Annotated in this window: 9 protein-coding genes and 3 pseudogenes; 3 read left to right on the plus strand and 9 right to left on the minus strand. The window is 68.9% G+C overall.

Annotated features, from left to right (window positions below; translation table 11 throughout):
• The first annotated feature begins 102 nt into the window (after window positions 1–102).
• The gene (locus tag ACKUB9_RS29175) at window positions 103–1848 is read left to right on the plus strand and encodes an alpha/beta hydrolase (protein ID WP_407529495.1); all 1746 of its coding nucleotides are present in this window, start codon (window positions 103–105) and stop codon (window positions 1846–1848) included.
• 255 nt (window positions 1849–2103) lie between these two features.
• Here the strand turns inward: ACKUB9_RS29175 and ACKUB9_RS29180 are convergent.
• The 7 genes and pseudogenes from ACKUB9_RS29180 to ACKUB9_RS29210 form a co-directional block, all read right to left on the minus strand.
• A pseudogene (locus tag ACKUB9_RS29180) lies at window positions 2104–2277 on the minus strand (IS6 family transposase); the annotation flags it as partial.
• Window positions 2278–2341: 64 nt separating this feature from the next.
• Window positions 2342–3466, minus strand: coding sequence for a Bug family tripartite tricarboxylate transporter substrate binding protein (locus tag ACKUB9_RS29185; protein WP_407529494.1), 1125 nt, complete (start codon window positions 3464–3466; stop codon window positions 2342–2344).
• A 198-nt stretch (window positions 3467–3664) separates the two neighbouring features.
• Window positions 3665–3912: pseudogene (locus tag ACKUB9_RS29190) on the minus strand (DDE-type integrase/transposase/recombinase); the annotation flags it as partial.
• Window positions 3913–3956: 44 nt separating this feature from the next.
• A pseudogene (locus tag ACKUB9_RS29195) lies at window positions 3957–4761 on the minus strand (IS5 family transposase).
• A 117-nt stretch (window positions 4762–4878) separates the two neighbouring features.
• Window positions 4879–7305: a DNA topoisomerase (ATP-hydrolyzing) subunit B gene (gene gyrB / locus ACKUB9_RS29200; RefSeq protein ID WP_407529493.1), complete on the minus strand. Its 2427-nt coding sequence runs from the start codon at window positions 7303–7305 to the stop codon at window positions 4879–4881.
• 165 nt (window positions 7306–7470) lie between these two features.
• Window positions 7471–8433 (minus strand): aldo/keto reductase, encoded by a 963-nt coding sequence (locus ACKUB9_RS29205; RefSeq protein ID WP_407529492.1) that lies wholly within the window; start codon window positions 8431–8433, stop codon window positions 7471–7473.
• A gap of 5 nt (window positions 8434–8438) precedes the next feature.
• Window positions 8439–9080, minus strand: coding sequence for an MBL fold metallo-hydrolase (locus tag ACKUB9_RS29210; protein WP_407529491.1), 642 nt, complete (start codon window positions 9078–9080; stop codon window positions 8439–8441).
• A gap of 297 nt (window positions 9081–9377) precedes the next feature.
• Here ACKUB9_RS29210 and ACKUB9_RS29215 point away from each other — a divergent pair, with 297 nt between their 5' ends.
• Window positions 9378–10079, plus strand: a complete 702-nt coding sequence (locus tag ACKUB9_RS29215; RefSeq protein ID WP_407529490.1) for a glutathione binding-like protein — start codon at window positions 9378–9380, stop codon at window positions 10077–10079.
• 215 nt (window positions 10080–10294) lie between these two features.
• On the opposite strand, the gene ACKUB9_RS29220 is transcribed toward ACKUB9_RS29215, so the two are convergent.
• Window positions 10295–10810, minus strand: a complete 516-nt coding sequence (locus ACKUB9_RS29220) for a GNAT family N-acetyltransferase (RefSeq protein WP_407529512.1) — start codon at window positions 10808–10810, stop codon at window positions 10295–10297.
• On the minus strand, window positions 10795–12396 hold the full coding sequence (locus ACKUB9_RS29225; RefSeq protein WP_407529489.1) for an OpgD/OpgG family glucan biosynthesis protein: 1602 nt from the start codon (window positions 12394–12396) through the stop codon (window positions 10795–10797). Before ACKUB9_RS29225 ends, ACKUB9_RS29220 begins: the two co-directional genes overlap by 16 nt.
• A 650-nt stretch (window positions 12397–13046) precedes the next feature.
• Between ACKUB9_RS29225 and ACKUB9_RS29230 the strand changes: the two genes are divergently transcribed.
• Complete coding sequence (locus ACKUB9_RS29230; protein WP_407529488.1) at window positions 13047–14213, plus strand: type III PLP-dependent enzyme; 1167 nt, start codon at window positions 13047–13049, stop codon at window positions 14211–14213.
• Window positions 14214–14273 lie beyond the last annotated feature (60 nt).

Below are 14273 nucleotides of genomic sequence, written 5' to 3' on the forward strand. Positions count from 1 at the left end.
AGCCGAGAAAGTTACAGTCATTTCTCTCGTCTTCGCGCTGGTATGATCGTTTCGATCTGCGTGCGATCACAAGATGGGCCACAGGCGAACCCGGGACGAGGGATGTATCAGGAACGCCGTCGGGCAACGCACATCGCTGCGAGTGCAGCGGGGTTTCTCCAGCGGCGGGCGCGCCGGTTGTCGGGCGTCGGCTTGGCTTTGGGGACCCTCTTCTTCGCGGCTGCCCTGACTCCCTCCCTCGTTCCGCGAACGTCGCTCACGCAAGGAGTACTGGCAGGCGCCTGTTTCGCCGCCGGTTACGGCCTGGGCGTGTGGTCGCGATGGCTCTGGGCCTATCTGGGATTGCGGGTGCCGACGGAACGCGCAAGCCACATCACGAACACCCTGATTGCCGCCGGCTGCCTGTCGGTCGTCATTGCCTGTCTGTGGCGAGCCGCGGAGTGGCAGAATTCGATACGCGCGGTGATGGGTATGACGCCCATCACGAGCGTGCATCCCATCCAGGTCTGCCTGATCGCCCTGGCCACCTTCGTGTCGCTCCTCGCGCTGGCGCGGCTGTTCGGCCTCGCGGTCGGATTCATGGCTGGCCGCGCGAGCCGGTTCGTTCCGCGGCGGATCGCGAATGTGGTTGGGGTCTCCGTCGCGGTCGTGCTGGTCTGGTCGCTCGCGAGCGGTGTTTTCTTCCGCGTGGCCTTCCGCGTGCTCGATACGTCGTTCCGCGCGCGCGACGCGCTGTTGGAACCGGAGCGCCCCCAGCCGGTCGAGACGGTGCGGACAGGCAGTCCAGCATCGCTGGTGAGATGGAGCGAGCTCGGACGTGCCGGGCGCGAGTTCGTGGCGTCGGGTCCCAGGGCGGCAGAGATCGGCGCCCTCTCCGGGCGCCCGGCAAAAGAGCCGATCCGCGTCTATGTCGGCCTACGCGCCGCCGACACGGCGCAGGAGAGGGCGCAACTCGCCTTGGCAGAGCTCAAGCGCGTCGGTGCCTTCGATCGTTCTGTCCTCGTGGTGATCACGCCAACGGGAACAGGCTGGATCGACCCTTCAGCGATGAGCGCGGTCGAGTATCTGCACCACGGCGACATCGCCAGTGCCGCGCTGCAGTATTCCTACCTTTCAAGTCCGTTATCACTTCTTGTCCAGCCAGAATATGGCTCGGAAGCAGCGCGCGCGCTCTTTGCCGAGATCTACGGTCACTGGATCACGCTACCCAGGGATCGACGTCCCAGGCTCTACGTGCACGGGCTGAGCTTGGGAGCGATGCATTCCGAAAGCTCGATCGAGCTGTTCGAGTTGATCGGCGATCCGATCAATGGCGCGCTCTGGAGCGGCCCTCCCTTCGGGAGCCGGTTCTGGCGTTCGGTGACCGATGGCCGAAATCCCGGCTCGCCGGCCTGGCTACCCGAATTTCGGGAGGGTCGCTTCGTGCGGTTCATGAACCAACGCGGAGCGCGTGTGCCCGCGGATGCGCCTTGGGGCCCGATGCGGGTTGTCTACCTGCAATATGCCAGCGACGCGGTGACCTTCTTCGAGTATCGCGCCTTCTACCGTTCGCCGGCTTGGCTCGAGTCACCAAGTGGACCGGACGTCTCGCCACAGCTGCGGTGGTTGCCGGTGGTAACGGCACTTCAGCTGACGCTCGACATGGCCATGGCGACTAGGCCTCCGATTGGATACGGCCATGTCTACGCTCCGCAGCATTATGTCGACGCCTGGAGCGCCGTCACCGGCGTACCCGACTGGTCTCCGGAGGCGCTCGCGACCCTGAAACGGCATCTGGCGGAGGTCGCAGCCCGCGCGATGGAGGACGACGGCAGCGACGAAGGCGCATACCGCAACCGGGGCGGCTAGCAGGTGTATGGCCAGTCCCGAGCCGCTGCGATCGCACGGGTTCTAAACGCCGATCTTACGCGAATAGGATGAGTGCTGAAGTCACGGTGGGCGGATTTTGAGAGGCCGCGATCGGGCGACGAGCAGCCTTTCCGACACCGTGAAGCTGATGTCCGGAAGTGGCGCATAGCCGAACGAGCCGGACAGAACGTATTGACTCGCTTTGGATCTTTCACCCTGAAGCTTGAAAGTCCGCTACCGCACCAACACGAAAGCCGGACCGAAGCAGAGCACCCAGCGCCGGATGCTCTCGTAGGCAACGATGATGCCGCGCTCGGCCGAAAATTCCTCCCCATCGCGGTAGCTGAGCGTGACGCGTAGGTACATCCAGACGTCACGCTGGATGATGTCGGGCGGGAAACGGTACCCGGCGAAGGAAGGCGCGTTCATGCCCGACCGCGACGGTGCTCGGTCATGCACAGCAAGCCAGGGCACCGCCGAACGTGACGAGCCCTTAGTCCAGTCGAGCGCCGGAGATCTGGACCATTTCCTTCCAGATCGGCCGTTCGCGCTGACCCTTTTCCTGCGCCTGTTCCGGCGTACTCCCGAGCGGACGGGCACCGACGACCTCGAATCGCTGTTGGATCACCGGATCGGCCGCAATCGCGCGCAGCGCCTCCGAGATCTGGTCAACTATCGCGCGCGGCGTGGCGCTCGGCGCAACGAATGCGGCCCAGGAGGTCGCCACGAAGTCCGGCACGCCCGCCTCGGCCATGGTCGGCACGTCGGGCAGGGTCGGCCAGCGCCCGGGCGTCGTGACGGCGAGCACGTGGAACTGGCCGGCTGCGATCGCGCCGACATAGGAGGGCAGGTTGTCTATCGCGAGTTGGACGTCGCCGCTGAGCATCGCCGGAATGGTCTGCGCGGCGCCGCGGAACGGTACGTGGGTCGCTGTCAGACCGGTGCGCGTGGCGAAGAGCGCGCCGCAGAGGTGCGGCGACGTGCCGACGCCGGGGCTGCCGTAGAAGAAGCCGCCGCTGCGGCCCTTCGCCCAGGCAATGAATTCCGGGATCGTGCGAGCCGGCACGTGCTGGGTGGGCACCACCGCGACGTTCGGTAATTCCCAGGTCAGCGAGATCGGGATGAGGTCCCGGTCCGCGTCGAAGGGCATGCGGCTGTAGAGGTACTGGCTGATCGAGAAGTGGCCGACAGTAGCCGCACCGATTGTGTAGCCGTCGGGCGTACTCTTAGCCACGGCGTCGATGCCGGTGTTGCCGCCCGTGCCCGGACGGTTCTCGACGACCCAGGTGCCGCCGAGCCGATCTTTGAGGCGCTCGCCTAGAAGACGCGCGAGCACGTCGGTCGAGCCGCCTGCCGGATAGGGAACGATGAGCCGGATCGGCCGCTCGGGCCAGTTGCGATTCTGGCCGAGGGCGAGGCTCGGCAATCCGGCCACGACGCCGCCCGCCGAGGCAGCGATCCAGCCGCGACGCGTCAATCCCTTCATCAGTTCCTCCCTATCCGGGCCGTGCCGAATGCTGAGCATCCGTATAGAGGGGCCGGAAGGCTCCTCTGTCACATCCCATAATGGTCGACGCAGGTTCGTGAGCTGGTCGTGCCGCTTGTCCTTGGCGTACAAGTCTGGGTCTATCAAGACTCGTCGAGTAGGGAAGGTCCATCAGGCGTTGTCCGAATGCGAGCTGACTTCTCACACGCTCGGGCGACCGCCCCGCCACTGACCAAGGCGTTCAGAGCGTCCGTCAGAGCGCGGAACGGCAGCCGCAGTGGCCTTGTCACGTTGTCGGACCTGGCCGGGGGGCAACTCCTCAGTTCCGCTTCAGGCGACCGCGCCGGCCGCACGGCGCCGCGTCGCCAATGCCTCGGCTCGGAACAGTCGGTGCGTGCGGGCCGAGACGAGGCGATGGGGTAAGGTGAAGGTGTTGGAGGTGGCGCGTGCATCGACAAGTACCGCTGGGCTGAGCCTGGCTACTTGAAACCCTGCTGCTTCCGCTCCCGGCGTCGCACCGGCACGTGCGAGCTCTCGGCGCGGTTGTTGGCTCGCTTTCTCCGGACGTGCCCCATCTTCCAGCGCGGGTCGGCCCGTGAGCGGCCCGAGGCGGTGTGGACCGTTAGCGGAGCCAGAGGACGACAGCGGCGAGGGTGACGACGGCGGCATAGTTGCGCGCTGTCTTCTCGTAGCGGGTGGCGCCGCGACGGAACTGCTTGAGTTTGGCAATGCAGCACTCGATCAGATGGCGCTCGTTGTAGAGCGTCCTGTCGAAGTCATGCTTCCTGGCCCGTGACGGGTTGGTCGGGATGACGGCCTGCACGCCCTTGTCGGCAGCGAGCTTGCGCACCCGGTCGCTGTCGTAGGCGGCCTCGGCCAGGATCACCTCGGCAGGATCACCTCGGCCGGCAACTCCTTCAGCAGCGCCTCGGCCTGGGGCGCGTCGCCCTTCTGGCCGGCCGTGAGGGCAAAGCCCACCGGGCAGCCGAGCCCGCGCACCGCGATGTGGATCTTGGTACTCAGGCCGCCGCGCGAGCGGCCGAGGGCTTGGTCTGGCGCCGGTTCGGACGGGGGCCGATCTCCAGACCCCCCTTTTTCGCGCCCGCCGCATGGTGGTGGGCGCGCACGGTGGTGGAATCCACGATCAGGTACGCGAAGTCGGGGTCGTCCGACAGCGCCGCGAAGAGGCGCCACCACACGCCCTTCTGGCTCCAGCGGCTGAAGCGGCGGAACACGCTGTTCCACTCGCCGAAGGCATCCGGCAGATCGCGCCAGGGTGCCCCGGTGCGCACGATCCACAGCACACCTTCCACGAACATCCGGTTGTCGCGGCCCGTCGAGCCGCGCTGATCCGCCCGGCCGATGATCAGCGGCGCCATCCGCTCCCACTGCGCGTCGCTGAGAACCAAGCGATCCTGAACGCTCAAAGCTGCCCTCCAAAAGACAGCCTGGAATCACAGCTCGCCCATAACGTGGATCCTAAGAGTCCATACGCCGTAGCGAATGTTTCTCATCAACTCCTAGAATGCCCACACAGGGGTGGATCAGACGTCGAGGTTGGCGACGTTGAGCGCGTTCTCTTGGATGAACTCGCGGCGCGGCTCGACCACGTCGCCCATCAGCTTCACGAACAGGTCGTCGGCATCGGTCGTGTCCTTGACCTTGACCTGCAGCAGCGAGCGCACGTCGCGGTCGAGGGTGGTCTCCCAGAGCTGCTGGGCGGTCATCTCGCCCAACCCCTTGTAGCGCTGGAGCTGGAGGCCCTTGCGGCCGAGCGCCATCATGGTCTCGAACAGGGCGACCGGCCCGTGCAGCACCGTTTCCTCGCCCTTGCGCGTGAGGGTCGCGGGCGCGTCGTAGATCTCGCGCAGGGCATCGGCGCGCTCGTCGAGGCGCCGGGCCTCCTGCGAGTTGATCAGCGCCTCGTCGAGCACCGCCACCTGCCGCACGCCGCGCAGCGTCCGCGACAGGGTGTAGCCGCCGGCCGACGCCTCGCCCTCCCAGCCGCGCTCGATTTCTTCGGCAATGTCGTTGAGGCGCTTGGCGAGCTCGTCGGCCACCACCTCCGCGTGGGCGTGATTCTCGGCCACCGCCGGACGCAGCGCCCCGGCGATCGCCGCCTGCTCCACCACGGTGCGGTCGTAGCGGGTGTGCAGCCCGTGCAGGATCTGCCGGACGCCGCGCGCCTCGTCCACCAGGGCGCGCAGCTGCGCGCCCCCGAACGCGACGCCGCTCGCCAGCCGCAGGCTCGCCCCCTCGATGCCGCCGTCGATCAGGTAGTCTTCGAGGGCACGCTCGTCCTTGAGGTAGATCGCCGAGCGGCCCTTCGCGGCTTTGTAGAGCGGCGGCTGGGCGATGTAGAGGTGGCCGCGATCGATCAGCTCCGGCATCTGCCGGAAGAAGAAGGTGAGCAGCAGCGTGCGGATGTGCGAGCCGTCCACGTCCGCATCCGTCATGATGATGATGCGGTGGTAGCGCAGCTTGTCGGGGTTGAACTCCTCGCGGCCGATGCCGGTGCCGAGCGCCGTGATGAGCGTGCCGATCTCCTGGCTCGACAGCATCTTGTCGAAGCGGGCGCGCTCCACGTTGAGGATCTTGCCGCGCAGCGGCAGCACCGCCTGGAAGGTGCGGTCGCGGCCCTGCTTGGCCGAGCCGCCGGCGGAATCGCCCTCCACGAGCAGGATCTCGCACTTCGAGGGATCGCGCTCCTGGCAGTCGGCGAGCTTGCCGGGCAGCGAGGCGATGTCGAGCGCCCCCTTGCGGCGGGTCAGTTCGCGGGCCTTGCGGGCGGCCTCGCGGGCGGCCGCGGCCTCCGCCACCTTGCCGACGATGGTGCGCGCCTCGCTCGGGTGCTCTTCGAGCCAGTTCGACAGGCCCTCGTTGAGCACGTTCTCCACCACCGGGCGCACCTCGGAGGAGACGAGCTTGTCCTTGGTCTGCGAGGAGAATTTCGGATCCGGCACCTTGACCGAGATGATCGCGGTCAGGCCCTCGCGGCAATCGTCGCCGGTGAGCGTGACCTTCTCCTTCTTGGCGATGCCCGACGACTCGGCGTAGCCGGTGATCTGGCGCGTCAGCGCCGCCCGGAAGCCCGCCATGTGGGTGCCGCCGTCGCGCTGCGGGATGTTGTTGGTGAAGGGCAGCACCGTCTCGTGGTAGCTGTCGTTCCACCACAGGGCGACTTCGACGCCGATCCCGTCGCGCTCGGCGCGCACCACGACCGGCTTGGCGACGAGCGGGCTCTTGGTGCGGTCGAGGTAGCGCACGAAGGCCTCGACGCCGCCCTCGTAGACGAGTTCCTCGCGCTTGTGCTCGGCGTGGCGGGCGTCGGTGAGGACGATGCGCACCCCGGAATTCAGGAAGGCGAGTTCGCGCAGGCGTTTTTCCAGCGTCGCGTAGTCGAACTCCACCATCGTGAAGGTCTGGGTCGAGGGCAGGAAGGTGACCTCCGTGCCGCGCCGCTCGCCCGCGGGACCCACCACCGCCAGGGGGGCCACGGCGTCGCCGTGGCGGAATTCCATCGCGTGCTCCTGGCCCCCGCGCCAGATGCGCAGGCGCAGCCACGTCGAGAGCGCGTTCACCACCGAGACGCCGACGCCGTGCAGGCCGCCCGAGACCTTGTAGGAGTTCTGGTCGAACTTACCGCCCGCGTGGAGCTGGGTCATGATGACCTCGGCGGCCGAGACCCCCTCCTCCGCGTGGATGTCGGTGGGGATGCCGCGGCCGTTGTCCGAGACCGTGCAGGACCCGTCCGGATTCAGCGTCACGGTCACCAGCGTGGCGTGGCCGGCCAGCGCCTCGTCGATGGCGTTGTCCACCACCTCGTAGACCATGTGGTGCAGGCCCGACCCGTCGTCGGTGTCACCGATATACATGCCCGGCCGCTTGCGGACCGCGTCCAGGCCCTTGAGGACCTTGATCGAGTCGGCGCCGTAGGTGTCGTTGCTGAGATCGCGGGCGGGTTCGGCCATGTCTGTTCCTGTCGGGCGGGCGCGGATACGCGACTGAGGGGGGCGCCTCGCCTCTCGTCTGCAGATGCTAGATAAGCATTCCGCCTTGAAATTGCATCGGTTTCGGGTGCGGCGCACGCACCCGATCGTCACAGTGCGGCAGCGCCGCTTAACATTCCGGAAAGCTTACGCGCGCACCCCGCCGCGGCTGGCCTCGTCGAGCCGCGCCAGCGCCTGAGGATCGAGCGCCAGGCGCACGCCGGCGATCAGGTCGTCGAGCTGCGCGACCGTGGTGGCGCTGGCGATCGGGGCGGTGAGGCCCGGCCGCGCGACGAGCCACGCCAGCGCCACCTGCGCGGGCGTGGCGCCGTGCGAGGCCGCCACCGCGTCGAGTTCCTTGAGCAGCGCGAAGCCCTTCGGATTGAGGTAGGGCGACACCCGCGCCTCGCGCGCCCGGCCCGCGGCGGCGCCCGCCTCGCGGTACTTGCCGGTCAGGAAGCCGGCGGCGAGCGAGAAATACGAGATGACGCCGAGGCCTGCCGCCCGGCACAGGGGCTCCAGCTCCGCCTCGTAGCCCGCGCGCTCGGCGAGGCTGTACTCGGGCTGGAGGCATTCGTAGCGCGGCAGACCGGTGCGGGCGGCGACATCGAGCGATTCTCGCAGGCGGGCGGCCGAAAAGTTCGAGGCGCCGATCGCCCGCACCTTGCCGGCGCGGATCAGCCGCTCGTAGGCCTGCAGCGTCTCCTCGATCGGCGTCTCGGGATCGTCCGCGTGCGACTGGTAGAGGTCGATGCGGTCGGTCTGCAGCCGGCGCAGCGAATCTTCCGCGGCGCGCTCGATATAGGCGGCCCGCAGGCCCTTGCGGCCCTCCCCCATGTCCATGCCGACCTTGGTGGCGAGCACGATCCGGTCGCGGCAGCCGCGCTCCGCCATCCAGCGCCCGAGGACCATCTCGGATTCGCCGCCGCTGTGGCCCGGCACCCAGCGCGAGTAGACGTCCGCGGTGTCGATGAAGGTGAAGCCCTGGTCGAGCAGGCGGTCGAGCAGCGCGAACGAGGTGGGCTCGTCCGCGGTCCAGCCGAGGACGTTGCCGCCGAAGCAGAGCGGTGGAACGGAGAGGCCGGAGCGGCCGAGGGGACGCATGTCCATCGGGGTCACCGCAGGAAGGGGTTGGTGAGGCGCTCCTGGCCGATCGTGCCGGTCGGGCCGTGGCCTGGGATGAACGCCACGTCGTCGCCGAGCGGCAGGAGCTTCTGGGTGATCGAGGCGATGAGGGCCGCGTGGTCGCCGCCCGGCAGGTCGGTGCGGCCGACCGAGCCGCGGAAGAGCACGTCGCCGACCTGCGCGAAACGCGCGTCGCGGCTCACCAGCACCACGCTGCCGGGCGAGTGGCCGGGGCAGTGCAGCACGTCGAAGGTGAGCTCGCCGATGGTCACCGTGTCGCCCTCGTGGAGCCAGCGGTCTGGCGTCACCGCCCGCGCGCCCTCAAGGCCGTAGGCCGCGCCGCTCTCGGGCAGGCGGTCGAGGAGCGGCTTGTCGGCCGGGTGCGGCCCCTCGATGGCGACGCCGAGCCGCTCCTTCAGCTCCGCCGCCCCGCCCGCGTGGTCGATGTGGCCGTGGGTGAGCAGGATCTTCTCGACCGTGACGCCGGCCTTGGCGATCGCCGCCTCGATCCGGTCGAGGTCGCCGCCGGGATCCACCACGGCGGCGCGCTTCGTGGCCTCGCACCACAGCAGGGTGCAGTTCTGCTGGAACGGCGTGACCGGGATGATCGCAGCGCGGGGCGTGCTCGGCATGGGCGTCCTTGAGGGTCGGCTAAGCAGGTTTCGCGTGGCCGCCGGTCCTGCGATAAGAACCTGCGGCAAAACAAGAATCTTAGCGGACGAATCGTCGGCCTGCCCACGCTTCGTCCGCTGAGGTCGCGCCGTTGTAGCCGGTTCGGTGCCCGAGCGCGAACCTGCCCGCATTCCGGCCGAGATCGGGCGCGGACGCATGGCAGCGGGCGCCCGCTTCCTTGACCGTCGCCCGTAGCCGCACCACCTCCGCGACGTCCTGCATGGGAAGGCCCCATCGGGACAGCCCCGGAGCGGCGGATGATCGATCTCTACTACTGGACGACCCCGAACGGTCACAAGGTGACGATGTTCCTCGAGGAAGCCGGCCTTCCCTACACGATCAAGCCCATCAACATCAGCAAGGGCGAGCAGTTTCAGCCGGACTTCCTGAAGATCGCGCCGAACAACCGCATCCCCGCGATGGTCGATCATGAACCGGCGGGCGGCGGCGCGCCGGTGTCGCTGTTCGAGTCGGGCGCGATCCTGCTCTACCTCGCCGAAAAAACCGGCCGCTTCATCCCCTCCGACCTGCGCGGCCGGGCCGAGGTGCTGCAATGGCTCTTCTGGCAGATGGGCGGTCTCGGTCCGATGGCCGGGCAGAACCACCACTTCGTCCAGTACGCCCCCGAGCAGATCCCCTACGCCGTCAACCGCTACGTCAACGAGACCAACCGGCTCTACGGCGTGCTCGACCGGCGCCTCGCCGACAGGCCCTTCGTGGCGGGCGAGGCCTACAGCATCGCCGACATGGCGAGCTATCCCTGGATCGTCCCGCACGAGCGCCAGCGCCAGAACCTCGACGAGCACCCGAACCTGAAGCGCTGGTTCCAGGCGGTGGCGGAGCGGCCGGCCACGAAGGCCGCCTATGCCCGCGCCCAGGAGATCAACCAGCAGCCGACGATGTCGGAGGACGCCAAGAAGGTGATGTTCGGGCAGACCGCCGCGAACACCAAGCGCTGACCCGTCAGGCGCGGGGAACCCTTCTCCCGTGCGGGAGAAGGGCATGGGGATCGAAGATCCCACATGAGGGTTCAGGTGGGGCCGCAGTGAAACTCAGAAGGTGGTGAGGGGAGCGGACGGGTTCAGATTCAATCGCTGGCCGTGGTGCAGGTAGCGGCAGCGTCCCGCCTTCCTGCGGCACCCTCCCGGGACCCTCACGCGGGATCTCCGATCCCCTACCCCTCTCCCGCACGGGAGAGGGGTTCCCGCGCTGCCCTTGCTTGGGGCTCCATCGCCTTCTCGTAGCGCCACGCGGTCGTCCCGTCCTCGTAGTAGTCGGGCACCGTCTCGAAGCGCTTGTAGCCCGCACGCTCGTAGAGGCGGATGCCCGCGCCGTTGTCCTCGCGCACTTCGAGCCGCAGGCAGGCGCAGCCGTGGCGGCTTGCCTCCGCCTCGGCGGCGTCGAGGAGCAGGCGGCCGAGGCCGGTTCCGGCTCGGCTCGGGGCCACGGCGATCGAGCTGAGGCGCGCCACGCGGCTGTTGCGCCGCCGCTCCAGCGTGGCCGCCCCGATCAGCACCGGGCCGTCGAGGGCGACGAGGAGCGAGATCGTCGGCGAGGCGATGGCGTGGCGGATCGCCCGCCGCTCCGCCCGGTCGCTCGCGAAGACCGCCTCTTCCAGGGCGATGAGGGCGTCGAGGTCCGAGGCCTGCGCCGGCCGGAAGGCCACGCTCCCGCTCACGCGGCGGTCCACGGACAGGTCCACGTCTCCGACAGCGTGCGCCCGGAGGCCCGCAGGAAGGCCCGCAGGTCGGTGGACTGGCCGGGCCGGTCGAGGCGCACGTCGATCGCGGCGCGAAAGCCCCGCACGTGCAGGTTCGGCACCAGCGAGGTCGCGAGGATGCGCCCCTCCGTGGTCGAGGGCACGATCTCGACCGCATTCGGGTCGGTGAGCCAGTAGGCGAGGTCGCCGCCCGAGAAATCGATCAGGAAGCGCCGGGTCAGCGGATCGGGCGGCGCGTCGGGTCCGCCGCTGGCGATCGGCCGGGCGAGGTAGGTGTTCACCACCCGCCCGCCCGGGTGCAGCCCCTCGCGCTCGCCGATCGCCCGCACCGTGTAGGAGAGTTCCACGGTCTGGCCGGCCGCGTAGGGCTCCTTGGGCTGCCAGTAGGCCACCACGTTGTCGTGGGTCTCGTTGCCGGTGGGCAGTTCCACGAGGCGCACCGCCCCCTCCCCCCAGCCGCCCTGCGGCGTCACCCAGTAGCTCGGGCGGCGATGGTAGAAGGCTTCGAGGTCCTGGTAGTTCTCGAAAACGCGGTCGCGCTGCATCAGCCCGAACCCCTTCGGGTCGCGGTCCTGGAAGGAGGAGATCCAACGCTCCTTGGGGTTGCGCAGCGGCCGCCAGATCCACTCGCCGCCGCCCGAGTGCATCAGCAGCCCGTCCGAATCGTGCAGCTCGGGCCGGTAATCGTCGGAGTGGTGGCGGTCGTTCTCGCCGATGAAGAACATCGAGGTCAGCGGCGCGATCCCGATGCCGGTGATCTCGCGCCGCGGATGCAGCGAGACGCGCAGGTCCACCACGGTCTCATCGCCCGGATAGACCAGGAACTGGAAGGCCCCGGTGCAGGCGGCGCCGTCGAGGAGCCCGTAGACCACCGCCCGATCGGCGTTCTTGGGCGGCATCTCGATCCAGAACTCGCGGAAATGCGGAAACTCCTCGGGGCCGCCCACCCCCTCGACGTTGACGGCCAGGCCCCGCGCCGACAGCCCGTAGAGCTGGTCGCGCCCCAGGAACCGGAAGTAGCTCGCGCCCAGGAAGGCGATCAGCTCGTCGAGCAGCCCCGGCTTGTTGAGCGGATAGTGCAGGCGGAAGCCCGCGAAGCCGAGATTGACCGGCAGCGGCCCCTCCAGCTTGGTGCGGCCGAAATCGAACAGCGCCGGCTGGTAGGGGATCGGGGTCGGCACACCGTCGCGCACCACGTTCACCATCACGGGCCGCCGGTACAGGAAGCCGAGGTGGAAGAGCTGGAGCCGGAACGGGCCGCCCTGATCACCGAGGAAGGCCTTGTCGGGCCGGAAGCGGATGTCGCGCCACGCGTCGTAATCGAGCGCCGCGAGGGCGGGCGGCAGCGCGGCGGCTCCGGGCTCGAAGGGCGCCCGGGCGAGATCGCGGGCGCGCCGGACCACGTCGTCGAAGCGGAAGGGACTCGGCCCCGCATGGGGCGAGGGCGGCAGGGCGCTCGGTCCCGGCTGGGTCGGGCCGACCTGCGCGCCGACGGGAAACGCCGCACCGGCGAGAAGGCCCGCGAGGAGCGCGCGGCGCGAGGTCGGAATCGTCATGCCTGGGGTGTCTCCCGTCCGGTCCGGCAGGGTGAATGAACGCTCGGGCGCCGCTTGAGAAGGGGCCGTGGGGGCGCGGGCGTGACATCCGCGCCACCGGGGCAAAAATCTCCGGGAAACGCCCTCGACGGGGTTGCGGACGGGCGGCGGCGGCCGTATCTACCGCCTTGCCCAATTTCGCACGTGCCTGTGGCCGCGTGCCGGTTGGTGGGCATCCGGACAAGAGGCCGGACAGCCGCCAGGGGTCTTAAAGGATCGATGGTCGATAGGGGTGGATCCCTCCGGCCGGCATCCAGGTCGCAAGACCGGACCCCGACAACAACCGGCAGCCGGAGGCGAAACCGGCGAACCCCGCTCTCCACGGGGGACGCAGCTTAAAGCAACGACGAACGGGCTTTTTTGGTCTCGTCGGCCCTCCAAAGGTCGACACCGAAGAGGCTTGTTTCTCCTTGCCCCACGTGCGGTTCGGGTCATCCCGTTCCAATCCAAGGCAGCTTCCGGGTGCTCTGCGCCCGCGTCGCCCGGCGTGTCTCCACAGCTCGCTCGCGACGCGTCGCACCGCCCCCTGACGCCGGACGGCTTCATCGCCGTCTGATCTTCGACATCGGGTTCCCGCGCGGGGCCCCTGCGAACCTTTGGTGGGGATGATCATGACGGATCGCATCCGCGACTTCCTGCGCGCTCGCCGTGACCTGGGCCGTGACGAGGGTCCGGTGATGGTCCTCGATCTCGAGGTGGTGCGCGACAACTACGACGCCTTCGCGCGCGCCCTCCCCGACACCCGCGTGTTCTACGCCGTCAAGGCGAACCCGGCGCCGGAGGTGCTGGGCCTGCTCGCGTCCCTCGGCTCCTGCTTCGACACCGCCTCGGTGGTCGAGATCCAGATGGCGCTCGCCGCCGGGGCCACGGCCGACCGCATCTCCTTCGGCAACACCATCAAGAAGGAGCGCTGCATCGTCCGCGCCCTCGAACTCGGCGTGCGCCTGTTCGCGGTCGATTGCGAGGCGGAGGTGGACAAGATCGTCCGCGCCGCCGATGCGGCCGGCGTCCCGTCCCGCGACGTGCAGGTCTTTGGCCGCATCCTCTGCGACGGGGCGGGCGCCGAGTGGCCGCTCTCGCGCAAGTTCGGCTGCGTGCCGGAGATGGCCGTGGACGTGCTGGAGCACGCGCACCGCCACGGGCTGCACGCCTACGGCGTGTCGTTCCACGTCGGCTCGCAGCAGGGCAATACGGAAGCCTGGGACGGGGCGCTGGCCTCCGCCGCCATGATCTTCCGCGAGTGCGCCGAGCGCGGCATCGCGCTCTCGATGGTCAACCTCGGCGGCGGCTTCCCGACCAAGTACCTCAAGGAGGTGCCGGGCGTGGAATCCTACGGCAGCGCGATCTTCCGGGCACTCACCAAGCATTTCGGCAACCGCATGCCGGAGACGATCATCGAGCCGGGCCGCGGCATGGTCGGCAACGCGGGCATGATCGAGGCCGAGGTCATCCTCGTCTCGAAGAAGTCCGATGCCGCCGACGAGGTGCGCTGGGTCTACCTCGACATCGGCAAGTTCGGCGGCCTCGCCGAGACGATGGACGAGTCGATCCGCTACGCCATCCGCACCGATCACGACGAGGACCGCAAGGTTCCCTGCGTGCTCGCCGGCCCGACCTGTGACTCGGCGGACGTGCTCTACGAAAAGACCCCGTACCCGCTGCCCGTGTCGCTCTCGATCGGCGACAAGGTGCTGATCGAGGGGGCCGGCGCCTACACCACCACCTACGCGGCGGTGGCGTTCAACGGCTTCCCGCCCCTCCAGTCCTACGTGATCTGACGATCGCGCCGCGGGGGGGGGGGGGGGGGGGGGGGGGGGCTTCTCCCCCAACCCCCCCCC

This window comes from Methylobacterium oryzisoli (genome assembly GCF_046557895.1).
GTDB lineage: Bacteria > Pseudomonadota > Alphaproteobacteria > Rhizobiales > Beijerinckiaceae > Methylobacterium > Methylobacterium oryzisoli.

What these genes read in the sequence shown, in the direction of transcription:
- ACKUB9_RS29215 (WP_407529490.1), top strand. Translation starts at nt 9,378, where the DNA reads ATGATCGATCTCTACTACTGGACGACCCCGAACGGTCACAAGGTGACG.
- ACKUB9_RS29210 (WP_407529491.1), bottom strand. Translation starts at nt 9,080, where the DNA reads ATGCCGAGCACGCCCCGCGCTGCGATCATCCCGGTCACGCCGTTCCAG.
- ACKUB9_RS29230 (WP_407529488.1), top strand. Translation starts at nt 13,047, where the DNA reads ATGACGGATCGCATCCGCGACTTCCTGCGCGCTCGCCGTGACCTGGGC.
- ACKUB9_RS29175 (WP_407529495.1), top strand. Translation starts at nt 103, where the DNA reads ATGTATCAGGAACGCCGTCGGGCAACGCACATCGCTGCGAGTGCAGCG.
- ACKUB9_RS29225 (WP_407529489.1), bottom strand. Translation starts at nt 12,396, where the DNA reads ATGACGATTCCGACCTCGCGCCGCGCGCTCCTCGCGGGCCTTCTCGCC.
- ACKUB9_RS29205 (WP_407529492.1), bottom strand. Translation starts at nt 8,433, where the DNA reads ATGGACATGCGTCCCCTCGGCCGCTCCGGCCTCTCCGTTCCACCGCTC.
- gyrB (WP_407529493.1), bottom strand. Translation starts at nt 7,305, where the DNA reads ATGGCCGAACCCGCCCGCGATCTCAGCAACGACACCTACGGCGCCGAC.